The sequence below is a fragment of the Pseudomonadales bacterium genome (assembly GCA_041395945.1).
Lineage (GTDB): Bacteria > Pseudomonadota > Gammaproteobacteria > Pseudomonadales > Azotimanducaceae > SZUA-309.
In genome coordinates this window covers 481,439-499,474 of the sequence record JAWKZN010000002.1, presented here as the reverse complement: position 1 = coordinate 499,474, position 18,036 = coordinate 481,439, and the positions used below count along the sequence as shown (strand labels likewise).

Genomic DNA, 18,036 nt, shown 5'->3' with positions numbered 1-18,036 from the left:
GCGCAAGGTTGAGTCTGATTGCTTTTCACTGACGTACTGCTGCTGCTTGTCGGTCTGATCGTGCTGGTGAAAGGTGCCGATCTGCTGGTGGATGGCGCATCCAGCATTGCCGCCCGGTTCGGCGTGCCACCGCTGGTGGTAGGACTCACCATCGTTTCTTTCGGTACTTCGCTGCCGGAAATGCTGGTCACCCTCACCTCCGGCCTGCGTCACAACGCCGACCTTGCCATCGCTAATGTGATCGGCAGCAATATTTTCAACGTGCTGGTGGTGCTCGGCGTCGCCGCGGTCATCCGCCCGCTGCCGGTTCGGGATTCCACTGTGGTATCGGAGATACCCTTTTCCCTCACCGCCGCGCTGCTGGTGGGATTCCTTGCGAATGCGTCCCTGTTTGCAATGCCCGGTGTGCTGAGTATCAGCCGGCTGGATGGCGGCATTCTGCTGTTCTTCTTCCTGCTGTTCATGCTGTACGTCTACGGTGTGGCCAGAGACGGCAGGCTTGAATCTGTACAGAGGATCGAGACCCGGACGCTCACACGCAGCCTGCTGTACATCGCAGCTGGTGTGGTTGCCCTTTACTTCGGCGGACAGTGGACGGTGGACGGTGCCGTGGGTCTCGCCCGGGACCTGGGAGTAGATGATGCGCTGATCGGACTCACCATTGTCGCCATCGGCACATCCGCACCGGAACTGGTGGCATCCGCTGTCGCCGCTTATCGGGGCCAGACCGACATTGCTGTCGGCAATGTGGTGGGGTCGAACATCTTCAATCTGCTCTGGATACTGGGATTCACGGCAGCCATCGTGGAACTGCCTTTCGAAGTGGTGAGCAATACCGACCTGGTGATGGTCATCATGGCCAGCGCCATGGTCATCCTGGCGCTGGTGACCAGCGGCAGCGGTCGCATTCTGCGCGCCCACGGGGTTGTCTTTATCGGCGCCTATCTGGCCTACCTGGCTTATGTGATCCAGCGTTCGATCTGATTGCTGCGCGCTGCTGGATGGCGGTGCACCACGCCGAGGTGTTGCTACCTGATCAGAGTTCCCCTAGGTTGGATCCCGGTAACCGGGGAGATACCGTCATGAGTTTTCCGCGCCTGCTGCTGGCTCTGTTTGTACTGTCCTGCACACTGCCGGCCCCCGCAGCATCCGCTGCGGATGCGCGATTCCACTTTGTAGCTCTGGGTGACACTGCCTATAACCTGGATCGTGATCTGCCGATCTACGCGACCCTGATCGAAGCCATCAATCGCAGCGCTCCCGCTTTCTCGATCCATGTCGGCGATACCTGGGGTGTTCTGGAGTGTTCGGAGGAAAACCATCTGTGGGTGCGTGGCTGGTTTGATCGCTTTGATCACCCCCTCATCTACACGCCGGGGGATAACGAATGGACCGATTGCCGTAAGCCGGAATTGCTGGCTGCTTACGGCAGGGTAATGGAAGGCAAGGGAACCCCGGCGGACATGGCCATGCTCGGCGCGGCGCGACAACTGGACAGCGCCCTCGCTGCCACGAGTTATGTGGATACCCTGGAAAGTCTCGCAACGATCCGTCGGGTGTTCTTCAGCCAGCCCCGGAGCCAGGGTGCCGTAAAGCTGCCTCTGCAGCTGCAGGCCGACCTCGGGCAGAAAGGCGGCATCCGCGAGAACGCGCGCTGGCAGCAGGGCGGGGTCGTGTTTACCACGGTCAGTGTGCCGGGCAGCCAGAACGGCTTTCCGATCAATGATCCACGCCGCGCTGCGGAGGCCTCGGCCCGCAACGCAGCCAACGTCGAATGGCTGAAAGCGGCGTTTGCCGCAGCGGAGTCTGCGGATGCGAAGGCGGTCGTGATCGCGCTGCATGCCTCCTTGTTCATTGATACCGCGGGTGATGCGGAGTTCGGCAGACAGCTGCGCGGGGGTGTTGACGGTCCCTATTACTGGGTAGCCCTGGCGATCCGGGATCTGGCGAACGACTTCGGTCGTCCTGTGCTGCTGATCCACGGCGATTTTCATCAGTTTCAGATCGACCGGCCGTTCATGGTGCCCCAGGGCGAAAGCCGGCCGCCGAAGTACGCAAATATCACCCGGCTGCAGGTTTACGGGGCCCCCGAGCTGCGTGCGGTACGGGTGGATGTGGATACCCGCACACCCTGGGTGTTCAGCTTCTCGCCGCTGTATGCGGACGGACCGGCGGACACACCGGCGGACACACCGGCGGACACACCGGCGGACAGACCAGCTGCAGCGGTTGAATAGTGGACATCAACCGTCGCGACTTCCTGCAGGGTTCGGCGCTTCTGATCGGAGGAACACCGCTGCTGGCTCGAGGTGGCGGCCTGGCACCGGCGGCCGCGGCATCAGATACCGGCTACTATCCCCCGGCGCTTACCGGTATGCGCGGATCCCACGCCGGCGCTTTCGAAGTGGCACACGCCCTGGCCTGGCAGGGTCAACGCTGGCAGAGGCCGGATGCGGTGCAGGATGCGGATTACGATCTGATCGTGGTGGGTGCCGGGATCTCCGGTCTTGCCGCCGCACACTTTTACCGCAGTCGGGTGGGTGCGGATGCGCGCATCCTGATCCTCGACAACCACGATGACTTCGGTGGTCACGCCCGGCGCAATGAGTTCCCGGTGAGCGGTCGGCGGCTGATCGGCTATGGCGGTTCCCAGACACTGGAGAATCCCGGCCGCTATTCGATCGCCGCGCGGGGACTGCTGCGGGATCTGGGTGTAGACACGGATCTGTTCCGCATCTATTACGATCAGAAGTTCGACAGCCGCTTTGGCCTGGGTGATGGGGTGCTGTTCGCATCGGGTAATCGGGGTGGTGGTGGGCTGCTTCCAGCGGTACTGGGATGGGGCGTGAATGTTGGAGGTGATAGAGCCGCAGCACTCATCGACAGCTATCCCCTGGGTGAGACCGCACGACGATCCCTGCGTGCGCTTTTTGTGGAGCCGTTGCGATTCAGTGAGCCGGCGCGGGCCCTGTTGCGATCGGCACGCTCGACACCCTGTGAAATTTTTCTGCAGACGGCTTTCGGATTCGACGAAGAGGGCCTCGCCTTTCTGCGGGATATCTCCCGGCCGCTCTGGGGCTGCGGACTTGACGCCCTGTCTGTGCAGGAAACTGTGTTCGACTACACGCTCGGCGCACGACTGGCAGAAGCTGCCTATGAGACGGTCGCCTCGGCTGGCGACCCTGTTCACGGGCGCGATGAAGACGAACCCTACATCTGCCATTTTCCGGACGGCAATGCCAGCATCGCACGACTGCTGGTGCGTTCTCTGATTCCGGATTTTCTCAGTGGCAGCAGCATGGAAGATGTGGTGACAGCCAGGGCAGACTATTCCCGGCTCGATCGGCCGACTCATCCGATCCGGATGCGGCTGAACAGCACGGCGGTGGATGTGCGCAATGCGCAGGGTGGTGCAGAAGTCACCTATGTGCGTGGTAGTCCTTCCTGGCAGAGTGGCCCGGCGCGTGGCGATCAGGCACAGGAGGGCTCAGTGGAACGGGTGCGCGCATCGCATTGTGTGCTTGCCTGTTACAACCGCATGATTCCTCACCTGGCTTCGGAGGTGAGCGATGAACAGAAGGCTGCGCTGCTGTATCCGGAGAAAGTGCCTTTTGCGCTGGTGAATGTAGCGGTGAAGAACTGGCGCGCGCTTGCAGATTCGAAGATATCCACTTTCTATGCGCCCGGTGGATTTCTCACTTACGGCGGCCTCGACTTCCCGGTGAGCATGGGCGGTTACAGATTCGCTGAAAAACCTGAAGACCCGGCGGTGCTGCAGTTCTGGCATGCACCGGCGCAAGGTCCGGTGGGAGGAAATCCGAAAGCCGCCTTCCGCGCCGGACGCCGGAAGCTCTACGAGACCTCGTTCGAAGAGATGGAGCAGGCGATTCTCGCCCAGCTCGACTTAGCCTGGGGCAGTCATGGTCTGGATGTGGAGAAGCACCTGGCAGCGATCACCATCAATCGCTGGCCTCACGGCTATGCCTATGAATACATGGATCTCTGGGACGACGCGCGCTGGGGTCGTGGCGCCGGGCCGCACGTGCTCGGCAGACAGCAGATCGGCAATATCGCGATCGCTAATTCCGACAGCGAACAGTACGCCTACGTGAATGGCGCCATTGACGCGGCGTACCGATCGGTGCGGGAACTGACGACCTGATCAGTCCGTTCAACCTTCCGCGCCGGCCAGTAGCTCCTGGAGCCTGGACGCAGCGCTCATTGCGTTGGCGGCGATGGCCTGCAGCTGCTGCTGAAGAGCGGGATCGGTGCTGCGGGCGGCCATGGCCAGACCCTTGAAACCATCCAGCCGCGATCCGGCCAGCCATTCCTGCAGCTCGGGTTCCTGGGCCCAGCGGGCCTGATTCATGCCGTTGGCCAGCGTGGTACGCAGCCAGTCCAGGTGGGAGTCCGGATGGGGAACCGGTGTGCAGAGTTCGTTTCTGATGGCATCGTCCGGGTAGCTTGCAGCGACATGGGCGATGAAGGCCGCGCTGAAAACCTGCTGACAGGTGCGAACCGACTGCAGGGTGATCAGATCGCCGTCGAATACCGGCTTCGCCGGCCGGCGCTCCAGACCATCCGCCGTGCAGTCCACGTAGAGTGCGCGACCCCTGATCTCGCAGGTGCCTTCGGTGAGGTGCAGCTTTCCGGTTTCGATCCGTTCGACGCGACCTTTGCGGATCACGTTGCGGATACGGCGCAGTTCGTCGAGTTCCGCCTTGGTGACCGTGGCGCAGCGGTACATGGTTGGCCAGTGATTCCTGTCCAGTCGCAGAAGCTGACCGCTGCTCTCGAGTCTTTCGAACAGATCTTCCAGTGATTGCGCCTGGGCCGAGGCTTCGAGCTGGCCGGCGAAAAATGTCAGCAGCTGCTGGGAAGGCCCCTGGGAAGGCTGGATCCTGGCGCGATCCAGCAGCCAGGAATCTCTGGGCATGATCCAGGTGATGGCATCCGGGTTCACGCCGTTTTTCAGCAGCCACAGGCAGGCATCCATGCCGGTCTTGCCCGCGCCGATGACCACATAGCGATCGCAGGGCTCGCCGAGGTGGGCCAGTGCGTTGGGTGGTACACAGGTCACGTGATCGTCGACTTCGAAGTTTGGTGCGCGCATCGCAGGCACCGTGACATGCATATAGGTGGCATCCACCAGCCTGGTGGCGCTCGAAACTTCAAAGCTCTCACCGGAGGCCAGGGAACTGAATCGGCGTTCACCCTGATACTCGCACAGGGGAAAATACTGGACCCGTCCCGAAGGCAGGAACTGCTGCTGCATCACCAGATCGAAGTAGGCGCAGACCTCGGAATTGGTCGCGAGCTCGAAAAGACCTTTGTTCCAGCCGGTCTGATCGATGCTGTCGGAACCCAGCGGGCGCGAATTCACCCCGTAAAAGGCCGAAGGCTGGTGCAGGTGCACGTACGGGTAAGCGATGTTCCAGTGACCGCCTGGCTGATGATAGCGATCGACCATCGCCACCGTGGCATCGGTCTCTGTCATCAGCACATCGGTGAAGGCCATCCCCATGGCGCCGCTGCCGACCACCAGATAGTCGGCCCTGATCGGGGTAGTCATGCGCTGCTTCTCCTGCCTCAGTCGCCGATGATGGCCTGGTTTACCGCGTTCTTCAGCTCTGCGCGCAACGGCCAGGGAGAGCCCATGAGCTGCAGCATCGACACCACAACAAAGTCTTCCACCGGGTCTACCCAGAAGATGGTGCCGGCAGCGCCCCCCCAGTAGTAGTCGCCCACCGAGCCCATCTGGCCCGAGGCCGGGACATCGGTCACCAGGCCGAAGCCGAGACCGAAACCGAAACCTCTGAGTGCGCCTGCTCCGGCAAGGGTGGGCGACTCACCGCTGCCACTGCCGGCAACAGAGGCGGGCAGATGATTCATGGTCATGAACTCGATGGTGCGCGGGCTGAGGATGCGCGCACCGTCGAGGCTGCCGCCGTTGCGCAGCATTTCAGCGAATCGCAGGTAATCCATGGCGGTGCCGACCAGACCGCCGCCACCCGAATAGAGAGTGACATTCTGGAAGTTGCTGATGGATTCCGGCCCGAGGGCCACGAGCTTGTTGGCCTTTGCATCCCAGCGATGGTTGGGCAGGAAACGGCCGAATTTGCTGTCCGGCACGGAGAAGGAGGTATCAACCATTTTCAGGGGTTTGAAGATGTGTTCGTCCAGGTATTCATCGAAGGGTTGCCCGCTGATCCGCTGGACGATGAGTCCGGTCACATCCACCGCCACGCTGTAATGCCAGCGGGTACCGGGCTGATACTTCAGCGGCAGGGTGGCGAGGGTGGCTGCAAATTCATCCAGATTCTCAGCGCCCAGTGCGGCGGATTCCCGGTAGAGCTTGTCGACCGGATCGTTGGGATCGAATCCGTAGGAAAAACCCGCAGTGTGGGTCAGCAGTTGCTGCATGGTGATCGGACCCTTGGCGGCTTCCAGTTCACCACCGCCATTGAGGACCTTGAGATCCGCCAGTTCAGGAACGAACTTCGAGATGGGGTCCGACAGCTGGAAGAGCCCCTGCTCGTAGAGCTGCATGAGTGCGACTGCAGTGATCGGTTTGCTCATCGAATAGATGCGGAACAGCGCGTCCCTGGTCAGCGGAGCGGGGTCATCGACACCTCGATGGCCGACCACTTCGAAATGCACCAGTTTGCCGTGGCGCGCCACCATGGTGATGACGCCGGCCAGCTTGCCTTCGTCCACATACTTCCGGGTGATCTCGGTGATGCGCGCCAGCCGTTCGGTTGACATACCGACCTTTTCCGGTGCGGTGGCGGGAATGTCTCTGGCTGCGAGCTGGCCGGCGGGGGCCATGGCGAACAGCAGTGTCAGTGCAGCAGTGAGTAAAAGTGGTGCGCGCATTGGGGTTCCTCTCCTGTAGAAAGCCGATTTCAGCGCGCCACTATACCCCAAGCCTGTTGTATCGGTGACGCCGCGGAATGACGTCGCGCGTTGCAACTTCGCCGGGGTGAGGCGACCATGGACTTTGACTCAGCGACCGGACCCCGCCGTGCCAGACCAGTTCAATGCCGCCAGCATCCGCTGCATCAATGATCGGAAAATGGCGGAGTCCCTGCTCACCGATCCCCTGATCCGGCGGGTCAACGAACAGATCGCGCGCCATGAGGAAGACAATCCGAGTGGCCTGCGGCGCAGGCTTCTGTCTACCTCGGTGCGCCTGAGTGCCCGTATGGCGCCCGACCTGCACGAAATGGCCCGGGAATGTGTGGAGCGCCTCGAGATAGACATCGAGCCCGAGCTTTATGTTTTCGCCAGTCCGCAGTTCAACGCGATGTGCTTCAAGCCCGAAGAGAAGCATCTCTATGTGATGTTCTCCTCCAGTCTCATCGAGGGCTTCGATGAGAACGAGCTGAAGTTCGTGGTGGGCCATGAGCTGGGTCATCACGCCTACCGTCATCACGACATCCCCATCGGGCTGGTACTGCAGGGCAATGCCCGGCCGGATCCAAAACTCGCGCTGTCGCTTTTCACCTGGTCGCGCTACGCGGAGATCTCGGCTGACCGCGCCGGTGCGCACTGTGCCAGGGACATCAAGGCGGTCTCCCGCGCACTCTTCAAGCTGGCATCGGGTCTCACCGGCACCACGATCGACTTCCATCTCGACGACTTTCTCGCCCAGGTGGACGAGATGCAGGTCATCGATCAGAAGCCGGGGGAAGGGGCGCCGAAGGAAGACTGGTTTTCCACCCATCCCTTCAGTCCGCTGCGGGTGAAGGCGCTCGAACTCTTCGACCAGTCGGAGTTTGCGCGGCCGGGCGGCGTGAGTGCCGAGGATCTTGAACAGGCTGTGCAGCGGGTGATGGGTCTCATGGATCCGAACTACATGCAGGGTCGCACCAAGGCAGATGAGGCCATGCGTCGCCTGCTGTTTGCAGGCGCGGTTCTTATCGGACTGGCGGATGGCCAGGCGAGCGAGGCAGAAGTCGAAGTCTTTGAGAAGTTCTTTGGCAGGGGCTCGCTCAAGGAAGGTCTCGATGTGGCCACCCTCGAAAAGAGTCTGCCGGAACGGATGCGCCAGGTGCGGGAAACGGCCAGTCCGTCTCAGGCAATGCAGGTGCTGCGCGATCTCTGTCTGCTGGCCCGGGCCGAAGGCCACACGACCTCCAGAGAGCGGGAGGTGCTCATGCGCATCGCGGATGGTCTGGGGCTCGCGGAGGCCATTGTCGACAGCACGCTGTGTGCTGAGTTCGAACCGGATTAGCGGCCCGCGACCTCATTGGGGTGGCGATATCTCTGTAGTCGTCACCCTGGGCCGGGCGCGGTCTGATACTCGATGGCTTCGGGTGGAAGGCAGATGAAGCCAGCGTCTTCCGGGATCGTGTCAGCTGCACCGGTTGCAAAGAGCAGGGTTGCGCACACTCTGATGGTGACCCGGCACTCCCGGCGTCTCATTGGGCTACCGCCATCAGACCCTGCGCGGCCAGCCAGTCTCCGAAGCGATCGATCCAGCGATCTGTCGGCAGATCCTGGCGCCGCATGCCGAAGCCGTGTCCGCCGCTGGCATAGATGTGCAGCTCGGCGGACCTTTTCGCGTCCAGCCATTTTCCGTAAAGCGTCAGACTGTCTCTGGCGAGATCGAGTTGATCGTCGGTCGCTGCAACGATGAACAGCGGTGGTGCGTCTTCGCGCACCGGAGTGTCTCCGATCATGCCGATACCCGCGTAGATGGGTGCGACGAAATCCGGGCGTGTGGCTGCGTCGTAGCGGGAAGCAACCAGGGTTGCCACCGCGCCCCCGGCAGAAAATCCCATGAACCCGATTCGATCCGGGGAGATGCCGAAGGCACTGTGTCGGGTGCGGACCAGCCGCATCGCTGCCAGACCGTCGGCGCCGGACAGTGGTGCGATCGCGGCCATATCCGAGCGGGTCTGCTCAGGAGTTTTGGCGACCATGTCGGCCACACCGTCTTTGCCGGTGGGCACCAGGCGATATCTGAGTACGAAGGCGGCCACGCCGCGTTGCTGCAGCCAGCGGGCGACGTCGTTACCTTCGCTGTTGATCGACAGTGCATGGAATCCACCGCCGGGGGCGATGATGACCGCGGTACCGCTGGCGATGGCCGGGTCGGGAAGAAACGCGGTCAGGGTCGGGTGGCTTACGTTGGTGACCACTTCCGTTCTGAAAATGTCTGAATAGTATTGCGATTCCTGGTGGTCCCAGTCTTCGGAGCCAGGGGCGGGACCTGAGTACAACGGTATGACTTCGGCCGCCGCGGCCAGGTGGGCGAACAGGAGCAGGCCTGCGCCGGCGAACAGTAGCCGGTGGCTGAATGGCTTTCCCGGCGGAAGTCTTTTTGCCAGCGGTCTTTCTGCTGAAAGTCCTGTGGTGCGTTTGTGCATGGCGATGGCCTCCGGGGCTTTTCGGGATTGTGGTGCCAGTGTGAGTTTCACACCGGCTGGTTGGCAACCCGGATGACGGGGGTTATCGTTGTGCCATGGAAATCGCCCTCATCTGGATACTTGTCGGCTTCGTGCTGATCGTCGCCGAATTCGTGCTGACCAGTTTTATCGTCGTCTTTTTCGGCCTGGCCGCGCTCTGTGTCGGCCTGCTGCTGTGGGCCGGCATGACAGACGCATACGGACTGCCCTATCTGATGTTTGCCGCGCTCTCGCTGGGCTCCGTGCTGCTGCTGCGCAGCCGTTTTCAGGAGTGGTTTGTCGGCACTACGATTTCCGCTGATGTGGACGATGACTTCATCGGCCATGAGGTCCGCATAGCGAGCGGCTTCGATGCGGCCAGCCCGGGTCGCGGAAAGGTGGACTATCGGGGGGCGAGCTGGGATTCGAAGAGCACATCAGCGCTGTTTCCGCCGGGATCGGTTGCGCGCATTTCGGATCGTAAAGGTTCGCTGCTGGAGATTGAGCCCGTAGCCGACTGAGTCCTGTCATCACTGATCTTTGAGCTGCCAGATCACCGGAAGGAGAGCCGATCACCGTGGAAATTTCCCTGATCCTGAGTATTGGTGTTGCGGTCGTCGTTCTCGTTGCCCTGGCGAAAACGGCCCGGGTGGTGCCCCAGCGGGAGCAGTTCGTGATCGAACGCCTCGGCAAGTTCTCACGCACTCTGGATGCCGGCTTTCATATCCTGATTCCCTTCGTGGACCGGGTCGCCTACAAGCACACCCTCAAGGAGCAGGCCTTCGATGTGGCCTCCCAGACCTGCATCACCAAGGACAACATCGCGGTGGCGGTGGATGGGGTGATCTACCTGCAGGTGGTGGACGCCCGCTCGGCCAGCTATGGTATCGAGAACTACCTGTTTGCAACCTCCCAGCTTGCCCAGACCACACTGCGCTCCGAGATCGGCAAGATTGAACTCGATCGCTCCTTCGAAGAACGGGAAACCATCAACGCCCAGGTGGTGAATGCGGTAGACCGGGCGGCGGAACCCTGGGGCGTGAAGATTCTCCGTTACGAGATCAAGGACATCATGCCTCCGGAATCGGTGCGCGACGCACTGGAAAAGCAGATGCGTGCTGAGCGGGAGCGGCGCGCCGTGGTGGCGCAGTCAGAGGGCGAGCGTCAGGCGCGCATCAACGTCTCAGAAGGCGAGAAGCAGGAGACAATCAACCTTTCGGAAGCGGAAAAGCTGCGGCAGATCAACGAGGCGGAAGGCCGGGCCCAGGAAATCCGTCTCATTGCCGAGGCAACAGCGCACGGACTGCGGGAGGTCGCCAGTGCCATATCCGAACCGGGTGGCCGGGATGCGGTCAGCTTGCGGGTGGCGGAGCAGTGGGTGACAGAGTTCGGTCGGCTGGCCAAGACCAATAACACCATGATCGTGCCGGCCCAGCTCGGAGATGTCGCCACACTGGTTGCAACTGCCATGAGCACCATGAATCAGGTGCGCGGAGACTCCCAGCCGGGCTGATCGGGCTATGATTCGAACATCGCCACCGCCCGTGTCCAGCCGGCGGACGCTCTGGCGATCTTCACCGGGAAGCAGGCCACGGTGAAGCCATGAGCCGGCAGCGCTTCGAGGTTGTGCAGTTTCTCCATCTGCCAGTAGGGGATTTCCCGGCCTGCCTTATGCCCTTCCCAGATGATGGATGCATCATGGCTTTCGCGCCATTTCACTGCGGTGTGTTTGAACGGTGCATCCCAGGACCAGCCATCTGTGCCGACTACGCGTACTCCGCGCTCGGTGAGATAGAGGGTGGCTTCGCGTCCCATGCCGCAGCCACGATCCACATAGCCCGGTTTACCGAAATATGCGCCAGCGCTGGTGTTCACCAGCACGATGTCGAGGGGCTGCAGTGTGTGCCCGATGCGAACGAGTTCGGCCTCCACATCCGCTGCTGAAACCAGATAGCCGTCTGCGAAATGCCGGAAGTCCAGTTTCACGCCGGGTTTGAAGCAGTACTCGAGGGGGGTCTCGTCGATGGAGGGCGCACGTCGTGCGCCATGGTCGGTAGTGGAGTGGAAGTGCCAGGGCGCGTCCATGTGAGTGCCGTTGTGGGTCGACAGCGTGATGGTCTCTACCGCCCAGCCTTCGCTGTCCGGCAGATCGGTGGGCTGCAGACCCTCGAAAAAGTGCGCCAGTCCCCCGGCAGTTTCCTGGTGGGTGCGGTAGGTGACTTTCGGGCTGCCACCCGGGTGGTCGGTGTGTTCGTTGTTTTCGATGGAGACGGAGAGATCGACGAATCGCATGGTTCACCTCAGAGGCTGTTGGATTTCCCGGGTCATGAAGTGGCTGTGTGGGTCTGGCTTGTAGTTGCCGAAGGGGCCGCAATCGGTGAAACCGTGTCGCTTATAAAGTGCACGCACCAACGGCAAGCGGGTGCGCTGTCGCCAACGCACCCGCCAGATCTCCAGCACCGGACAAATTAGATCAGAGAGCGGCCGCCGTCGACAGGGCCGTGTAGCTGATGCGGTAGTTTGCTGCAGGGAAAGTGGCCAGAAGATCCTGCCACGTCTTGTTGCCGGCAAGCTTGGTCGTCCCTTCGGCATAGGCTGTCAGGTTCGGATACCGTACCAGCACGGTGGCCGTACCGACGTTGTCCCCGGACAGGGTCGGTGCGACGACTCTGAAAGTGCTCTGCACGCCGATCGTTCCCTGTGTCGCCGCCGCTTTCTTGGCGAACTCCACCAGGGGAGCAGTGCCGCCTTGCAGAACTTCGAAAGTGAAAATCATCATCACTTCACCAGCAGCAGCAACCTTTGCGTCTGCTTCCTGCCAGAGCACGTTGCTCAGACCCGTGTAGCGCAGCTGGGCGCTGGCTGGCATTTTCTGCAGCGCGGCTGCCCATTCAGCACTCTCCTGATTCCGTTTCGTCGCAGCGGCAAATGCCTCCATGCTCGGATACTGGACGACGACGGAGCCACCGGAGGTATTCGGTCCGTGGAAGGTGTTCAGCCACAATTCTGGCTGGGTCCCAGGATTGAGCTTGTTCTGAACAGCCGAGGCCTGCTTGATGTAGTCGATCAGCGCAGCAGGTGGGCCATCGGTACTGAAGCCGTAACGGACCGAGACCGGGTCGGCGACTACGGATGCGGCGAAACACCAGGTTACTGCTAGAAACAGCGTTTTTTTAAACATTTTTCTCCCCCTTTAGAAGAATTCGCCCGAAACAGGGCTTCCTGATACTGCTCGTCTCCGGCTTTCATAACAAGCCAGCCGGTGAAATGAGTGCGAACTCACAACATTTCGTCCAGTGGTTTGTCTGTTGCGGCGGGGAGAGGATCAGCTGCGGGGGGTAGCGAAGGTGCCCAGGACGCACTTCCGTCCGTCTTCGAAGTGCGGGATTTATAACAGTCTGCGATCGACAGATCAATTCCCTTAAGCTCGGTGCCCGATCGCCGAGACAGAGATCTCAGCGACACAATCGCGAACTGCATTCAACCGAAGGAACCCGACAGATGAACACACTGGACGAACAGACGCTGACCCGGATGCTGCTGGAGTCGGGACAGCTGACCGGTGGTGTTGTGGAAAATGCTGTGCAGACGCCGAGCAGTTATACCGCTTTCACATCGAAGATTTATGACCTGCGCCTGACCTACAGCGCTGACAGCACGGGTAAGCGCCCCGAGCGCGCTCTGATGAAGGTCACGGAAGCTCCGATATTCCGTGCAGGTCGAGCGGAAGCGAGCTTCTATGCGTTCGCGAATCAGGATCGGCGTCAGAATCCGGATGCACTCGTCGAAATCTATGGAAATCTGGTTGATGACGGGACCCGGTTGGCGGTGCTGCTGATGAAAGACATGGCAGGACCCTTTATCGGATCTGACTGGCCGGTGCCGTTTCAGCAGCGAGACTGTGTACGGGTGGTGCAGGCGCTTGCCGGTGTGCACGCGCACTGGTGGGGAGATGTGCGCGTGGATGCAGAGCGGGCGACGAGAGGGGCCGGGCGGGAAGCGGACGATCTGAGAATCAGATCGTCCGCGCAGAATCTGATTGATCGGCTGGGAGACGCGCTGTCGCCGGGCAGGCGCGCTCTCATCGAGCGGCTGGCGGACGTCTATCCGCACCTGCACGAGTCCCGACTTGCGGGATCCGGACGGCAGACCGTTGTGCATGGCGACGCTCACCTGTGGAATTTTCTGATTCCGGAGGATGAGTCCCGGGTGTCTCTCCTGATCGACTGGCAACTCTGGGGTGTGGACTTCGGTGCAGCTGATCTCGCCTACATGATGGCCCTGCACTGGTTCCCCGAGCGCCGGCAGCGCTTCGAGAAGCCCCTGGTTGCCGACTATGTGGCTGCTCTGCAATCGCTCGGAGTCGACTGTGACTTCAAAGCTGTCTGGGACGACTACCGCTTCATGGTGGCCGGACTGCTGACGAAGGTGGTTGTCTACGCGAGCGTCATCCCCGCCGGCATATGGTGGCCGCATCTGGAGCGGGCCTTCCTGGCCTTCGAAGACCTTGATTGTGCGCAGATGATCAGTCGATGAGCGTCACGGTGCCTGTCACCCCGTTCAGGGTGACCCGCTGACCGCTGGTGATACGGCGGGTGATGTCGCCGGTGCCGAGTACGGCGGGAATACCATACTCCCGCGCTACGATGGAACCATGAGCGAGCACCCCGCCGATATCCGTGATCAGACCGATGGCCTGGGAGAACAGCGGCGTCCAGGCGGGGGTGGTTGTGGGGCACACCAGAATGGTGTCGGGTTTCATCTGTGCGAAATCAGCCGGGGAGAGAATCAGACTCACCGTTCCGGTCACCGTGCCGGGGCTGACGGGAAATCCGTGCAACGTGGAAGAAGCGGGGTCGTTGTGCATCTGGGTTTCCCAGACCTCGAAGTAGCGGGTGAAATCGAAGGGTCCGAATTTGAAGCGTAAGTCCTGCGGAACACGCGGGGGCGGATGCAGGCGCTTGCGCGCTTCTCTCAGAGCCTGCCGTTGCTCTGCGAGTTCACTGAACCCGCCTGCTTCGCTGGACTCACCGGGTTTTCTGAGCCTGCCGTTCTCGCTGAACTCCGTCCGAGCGTCGCATGCCTGACGGAGTTCTTCGCTGGTGAGGAAAAACACGGCGCCGGCGGAGTGGAGAATGCCAGCGTCGGTCAGGCGTCCGCCAAGTTCGAAGGCCAGCTTGCGCAAGGTCGGCCAGGCTGCACCCATATGGAAAAGTGCCTGCTCCCGATAGGGGCCGAACTTCAGTGCCCAGCGCAGAAAAGCGTTGAAAAACCTTTTTCGGATGGGACCCATGGCGGCGCGTGCTGCGGTGATCGATGTGTCGCGTCGTTCCTGGGCCACTGATGATGATTCACCCTGTGCGTCCGCCGGATTGTCGTGGATCTGCAGTTTTCGGACGAGTGCCTGCAGACTGAGCACCACCGGTAGAGGATCCTCGCCCTGGGTGGGCTCCACGAAATCCAGGTCGTAAACCTGGTGGCCGTACTCGTACAGGTACTCAGCGAAGGGGTCCCGGATAGCAGCAGCCCGGGGATCATCGAGAAGGGTCGAAACGAGAATTTCTGCAGGCGTGCTCAGCACAAAGTGACGCAGGGTGCTGTCCCGGGTGATTGAGCTCGCGATTGCTGCCAGTGCGTTCTTCGCTTCGTCCGTCTTCGATGGGAAGCCACTGAGGAACATGCCGGTGGTAAATCGGGACTGGAGGGACTTTGATCTGAGGGTGCGACTCAGCATTTCTTCGGTGATCTTCGCCGCGCCGACCATCAGCGTGATGTAGAACCAGTAGACGGCGTCTGCAAGCGCCAGTGCGCGGATGCCGCTCAGCAGCTGCGCATCAGATTCCAGGCTGCAGTCAAGCGAACGCCATCGCTCGATGGTCGCCTGATACTCGGGAAGCCCGGAAGACTCCCAGAGCGGGATCAGCTGTCTGATGAACCGGGGTAGATGGCGGATGTACCAGTAGATCATCCTGGGAATGATGGACAATACACGCCAGGATAAATGCAGATCGTATCGGCAGTAACCGAAGCCGTTCACGGTCACGAACATCGGGCGGGTGATGAACGCGTCCAGATCGAAGGGCAGTTTCATCACTGACGTGAAATTGTCGAGGCCCCGGTCCAGTCCTTCATTCAGATACAGATCTTCAAACAGGGTCGAAAGCGGCTGGGGCATGTTCTCGACAACCTGCCGCCGGACGAGCCTTGAACCGGGACGGGGTGGTTCCCAGCGGATGTCGGGGAGAGATCCGGCAGGCAGATTCGTGATGGGTCGGGACTGCAGCAGCAACAGCCTTCCGTCAGCAATGGCCCACTCGATGTCCTGGGGCTGGCCATCACACAGTGCTTCGATCTTCAGGCCGAGAGATGCGATTTCACCGAGTGTTTCCGTGCTGAGGGCGGCTCGCAGGCGATCCGCAGGCGGAACATCCACGACGCGGGTATTCGCGATCTGACTATCGGATCCCTCACCCGGGACGATCATCTGTGCTTTGGCACCGATCACGGTTCTGCGCACACGCAGATCGTCCCGGGAAAGCAGAAAGGTATCCGGCGTCACCAGACCACCCACGATCGCTTCTCCCAGTCCGAATCCCGCATTGATCACAAGCTCCGAAGGATCTCCGGTGGCCGGGTTTGCGGTAAACAGAATTCCGGACACCTGTGCGTCCGCCATCTCCTGCACAATCACACCCATGGCGACTCGGTCAGCATCTATGGCCATTCGCTGGCGGTAGCCGATCGCCCGCGCGCTCCACAGCGACGCCCAGCAGAGTCGAATGGCGTGGAGCACAGCGTCGCGACCCTGTACTCCGAGAAAGCTGTCGTGCTGTCCTGCGAAAGAGAAGTCGGGCAGATCTTCTGCGGTGGCAGAGGAACGCACAGCGTAGAAGCCTCGTTCTCCCAGAGCGCGCCATGACTCGATCACTGCAGACTCGACTTCGGCAGGCAGTTCATGCGCTTCGAAGAGACCGCGTATCCGGTCTGAGGTACTTTCCAGTGATGCGATGGATCCGCTATCCAGCTCTGCCAGCAGTGTACGAATGCGTGTCCCCAGATCGTTGTGTGCGACGAACAGCCTGTAGGCGTCTGTGGAGATCAGAAAACCGGAGGGTACCGGCAGACCGGCGCAGGCCAGTACAGAAAGCGATCGGCTTTTGCCGCCGACCTGGCTGAGCGAAAGCCCTTTGGTGGCAAGGGGAATCACAAAGGCTGGGCGAGGTGTCATGACACCATCGGGATCAGTGTCTGCACTGTCCCGGGCTATGGGACCAGTTTCGGCATTGTCCCATCCCGGTCCATCAGGCAGGCGACGTGCGTGGGTGCGTGACCCGCCATGGTGACCTGGCCGGTCACACTCATCTGGATGCTCCGAAGGTGGAGCCGCCATCGATGAGGATTTCGGCCCCGTTAATGTGTTTGGATTCGTCCGATGCTAGGAACAGAACCATGTTCGCGACATCGAGTGGTTCACCGATCCCGAGCGCTATGCGGGCCGCTTCCGGGTCTTCCTGATCCATCAGCCGGTATCCCGAAAGACTTTCCAGCGCGTTGTGCACCATCGGTGTGGAGATACTGCCGGGATGTATCGAGTTGCAACGAATGTTGTTCTTCTGTTCACGGCAGTGGCTGGCAATCGATTTTGTCATCGATCGGATCCCGCCTTTGGCCGCTGAATAGGCGAGATAGGGAGACAGTCCCACCAGGGCGGCGGTTGAAGACATGTTGATAATCGAACCCCCACCGGATTCTGCGATCACCGGAATGGCCGCGCGGCAGCCGAAGAAAGTACCATCGAGGTGGACACGCAGAGTGAGGTGCCATTGCTCTGTGGAAGTGGATTCGATATTGGCTGTGGGAGCGATGCCGGCATTGTTGACGAGCACGTCCAGGCGCCCGAAGCTGGAGATGGTTCGCTCGATGAGTTCGGACCAGGAGGTTTCGTTGCTCACATCCTGGGTAAAGAACAGGCCGCCACAGGCCTTCGCGACTTCGTTACCCGCCTCTTCGTTGATGTCTGTCAGCATCAGCTGAGCACCTTCTTCGGCGAGTCGGAAAGCGTCTGCCTTGCCGAGCCCCGAGGCGGCTCCGGTAATGATGGCTACCTTGCCGGCAACTCTGGTCATTCAGGTTGCCGGGTTGCTGGGAGAGAGAGGGATGCGGCCATCGCTCAGTCGGCCTTCAGCTCAGCTCTGGCGTTCTTGATGGCGCTGGTGTAGATGCCTGTTGCGAATCTTATCGCCTTGGCTTCTTCAATACCTTCCGGTTCGAATGTCCCCGTCCACTCCACTGTCGTTGAGTCGTCGTCGTTGGCCAGCAGCTGGACGGTGGCGGAGTAGTTTTTGAAAGGCAGCGGGGAATCTTCATTGATGATCGCGTAGCTGAAGGTCTTCTTCGCCGGATCGTGATGAGTGAGCTGTTCGATGACGGTACCGGTGCTCAGTCGCATGTTACGGGTCATACCGACGCCCTCGCCTGTGTATTCGACCGCATCGATGCCCGGGCCGGGTCTTATACCGGCAAAGTTGCCCAGATGCTGCCAGACCCGATCGACGGGTGCATTGATGACTTCCACGACTCTGGCCTGTGCCATCCCGGTTCCTCCTTTCTGGTCCATTGTGGGTGTTGACCTGCTGTGGCTGCG

15 protein-coding genes are annotated in these 18,036 nt (G+C 61.0%); 7 read left to right on the top strand and 8 right to left on the bottom strand.

From position 1 onward, the window contains the following. Window positions 1–18: 18 nt before the first annotated feature. From R3E82_18940 to R3E82_18930, 3 genes are all read left to right on the top strand, one after another. Complete coding sequence (locus R3E82_18940) at window positions 19–984, top strand: calcium/sodium antiporter (GenBank protein MEZ5552966.1); 966 nt, start codon at window positions 19–21, stop codon at window positions 982–984. A gap of 98 nt (window positions 985–1,082) precedes the next feature. After that, window positions 1,083–2,237: a hypothetical protein gene (locus R3E82_18935; GenBank protein ID MEZ5552965.1), complete on the top strand. Its 1,155-nt coding sequence runs from the start codon at window positions 1,083–1,085 to the stop codon at window positions 2,235–2,237. Further along, on the top strand, window positions 2,237–4,162 hold the full coding sequence (locus R3E82_18930; protein ID MEZ5552964.1) for an NAD(P)-binding protein: 1,926 nt from the start codon (window positions 2,237–2,239) through the stop codon (window positions 4,160–4,162). Before R3E82_18935 ends, R3E82_18930 begins: the two co-directional genes overlap by 1 nt. Before the next feature lie 9 nt (window positions 4,163–4,171). On the opposite strand, the gene R3E82_18925 is transcribed toward R3E82_18930, so the two are convergent. Then, window positions 4,172–5,572: an NAD(P)/FAD-dependent oxidoreductase gene (locus tag R3E82_18925; protein ID MEZ5552963.1), complete on the bottom strand. Its 1,401-nt coding sequence runs from the start codon at window positions 5,570–5,572 to the stop codon at window positions 4,172–4,174. A 17-nt stretch (window positions 5,573–5,589) separates the two neighbouring features. Next, window positions 5,590–6,876: a serine hydrolase domain-containing protein gene (locus R3E82_18920; GenBank protein ID MEZ5552962.1), complete on the bottom strand. Its 1,287-nt coding sequence runs from the start codon at window positions 6,874–6,876 to the stop codon at window positions 5,590–5,592. A 148-nt stretch (window positions 6,877–7,024) separates the two neighbouring features. Between R3E82_18920 and R3E82_18915 the strand changes: the two genes are divergently transcribed. Then, window positions 7,025–8,236, top strand: a complete 1,212-nt coding sequence (locus R3E82_18915) for a M48 family metallopeptidase (protein MEZ5552961.1) — start codon at window positions 7,025–7,027, stop codon at window positions 8,234–8,236. A 187-nt stretch (window positions 8,237–8,423) separates the two neighbouring features. Here the strand turns inward: R3E82_18915 and R3E82_18910 are convergent, their stop codons facing one another. Continuing rightward, window positions 8,424–9,425, bottom strand: coding sequence for an alpha/beta hydrolase (locus tag R3E82_18910; GenBank protein ID MEZ5552960.1), 1,002 nt, complete (start codon window positions 9,423–9,425; stop codon window positions 8,424–8,426). 44 nt (window positions 9,426–9,469) lie between these two features. Here R3E82_18910 and R3E82_18905 point away from each other — a divergent pair, with 44 nt between their 5' ends. Both R3E82_18905 and R3E82_18900 read left to right on the top strand, forming a co-directional pair. Continuing rightward, the gene (locus tag R3E82_18905; GenBank protein ID MEZ5552959.1) at window positions 9,470–9,913 is read left to right on the top strand and encodes an NfeD family protein; all 444 of its coding nucleotides are present in this window, start codon (window positions 9,470–9,472) and stop codon (window positions 9,911–9,913) included. Window positions 9,914–9,969: 56 nt separating this feature from the next. Next, window positions 9,970–10,905 (top strand): stomatin-like protein, encoded by a 936-nt coding sequence (locus R3E82_18900; GenBank protein ID MEZ5552958.1) that lies wholly within the window; start codon window positions 9,970–9,972, stop codon window positions 10,903–10,905. 5 nt (window positions 10,906–10,910) lie between these two features. Here the strand turns inward: R3E82_18900 and R3E82_18895 are convergent, their stop codons facing one another. Both R3E82_18895 and R3E82_18890 read right to left on the bottom strand, forming a co-directional pair. Next, window positions 10,911–11,684 carry a cyclase family protein gene (locus tag R3E82_18895; protein MEZ5552957.1) on the bottom strand — a complete coding sequence of 258 codons (774 nt, stop codon included), beginning with the start codon at window positions 11,682–11,684 and terminating at the stop codon, window positions 10,911–10,913. A gap of 181 nt (window positions 11,685–11,865) precedes the next feature. Beyond that, complete coding sequence (locus R3E82_18890; protein MEZ5552956.1) at window positions 11,866–12,573, bottom strand: hypothetical protein; 708 nt, start codon at window positions 12,571–12,573, stop codon at window positions 11,866–11,868. Between the two features lie 320 nt (window positions 12,574–12,893). On the opposite strand from R3E82_18890, the gene R3E82_18885 reads away from it, so the two are divergent. Continuing rightward, window positions 12,894–13,928, top strand: coding sequence for an aminoglycoside phosphotransferase family protein (locus tag R3E82_18885; GenBank protein ID MEZ5552955.1), 1,035 nt, complete (start codon window positions 12,894–12,896; stop codon window positions 13,926–13,928). Here R3E82_18885 and R3E82_18880 read toward each other — a convergent pair. From R3E82_18880 to R3E82_18870, 3 genes are all read right to left on the bottom strand, one after another. Then, entirely contained in the window at window positions 13,918–16,620 is a 2,703-nt protein-coding gene (locus R3E82_18880) for a PEP/pyruvate-binding domain-containing protein (protein ID MEZ5552954.1), read from the bottom strand. The genes R3E82_18885 and R3E82_18880 overlap by 11 nt on opposite strands. A 130-nt stretch (window positions 16,621–16,750) precedes the next feature. Beyond that, the gene (locus R3E82_18875) at window positions 16,751–17,518 is read right to left on the bottom strand and encodes an SDR family oxidoreductase (protein MEZ5552953.1); all 768 of its coding nucleotides are present in this window, start codon (window positions 17,516–17,518) and stop codon (window positions 16,751–16,753) included. A gap of 44 nt (window positions 17,519–17,562) precedes the next feature. Further along, complete coding sequence (locus R3E82_18870; protein MEZ5552952.1) at window positions 17,563–17,985, bottom strand: SRPBCC family protein; 423 nt, start codon at window positions 17,983–17,985, stop codon at window positions 17,563–17,565. Between the last annotated feature and the right edge of the window lie 51 nt (window positions 17,986–18,036).

What these genes read in the sequence shown, in the direction of transcription:
- R3E82_18880 (MEZ5552954.1), bottom strand. Translation starts at nt 16,620, where the DNA reads ATGACACCTCGCCCAGCCTTTGTGATTCCCCTTGCCACCAAAGGGCTT.
- R3E82_18875 (MEZ5552953.1), bottom strand. Translation starts at nt 17,518, where the DNA reads ATGACCAGAGTTGCCGGCAAGGTAGCCATCATTACCGGAGCCGCCTCG.
- R3E82_18885 (MEZ5552955.1), top strand. Translation starts at nt 12,894, where the DNA reads ATGAACACACTGGACGAACAGACGCTGACCCGGATGCTGCTGGAGTCG.
- R3E82_18920 (MEZ5552962.1), bottom strand. Translation starts at nt 6,876, where the DNA reads ATGCGCGCACCACTTTTACTCACTGCTGCACTGACACTGCTGTTCGCC.
- R3E82_18870 (MEZ5552952.1), bottom strand. Translation starts at nt 17,985, where the DNA reads ATGGCACAGGCCAGAGTCGTGGAAGTCATCAATGCACCCGTCGATCGG.
- R3E82_18905 (MEZ5552959.1), top strand. Translation starts at nt 9,470, where the DNA reads ATGGAAATCGCCCTCATCTGGATACTTGTCGGCTTCGTGCTGATCGTC.
- R3E82_18895 (MEZ5552957.1), bottom strand. Translation starts at nt 11,684, where the DNA reads ATGCGATTCGTCGATCTCTCCGTCTCCATCGAAAACAACGAACACACC.
- R3E82_18890 (MEZ5552956.1), bottom strand. Translation starts at nt 12,573, where the DNA reads ATGTTTAAAAAAACGCTGTTTCTAGCAGTAACCTGGTGTTTCGCCGCA.
- R3E82_18935 (MEZ5552965.1), top strand. Translation starts at nt 1,083, where the DNA reads ATGAGTTTTCCGCGCCTGCTGCTGGCTCTGTTTGTACTGTCCTGCACA.
- R3E82_18925 (MEZ5552963.1), bottom strand. Translation starts at nt 5,572, where the DNA reads ATGACTACCCCGATCAGGGCCGACTATCTGGTGGTCGGCAGCGGCGCC.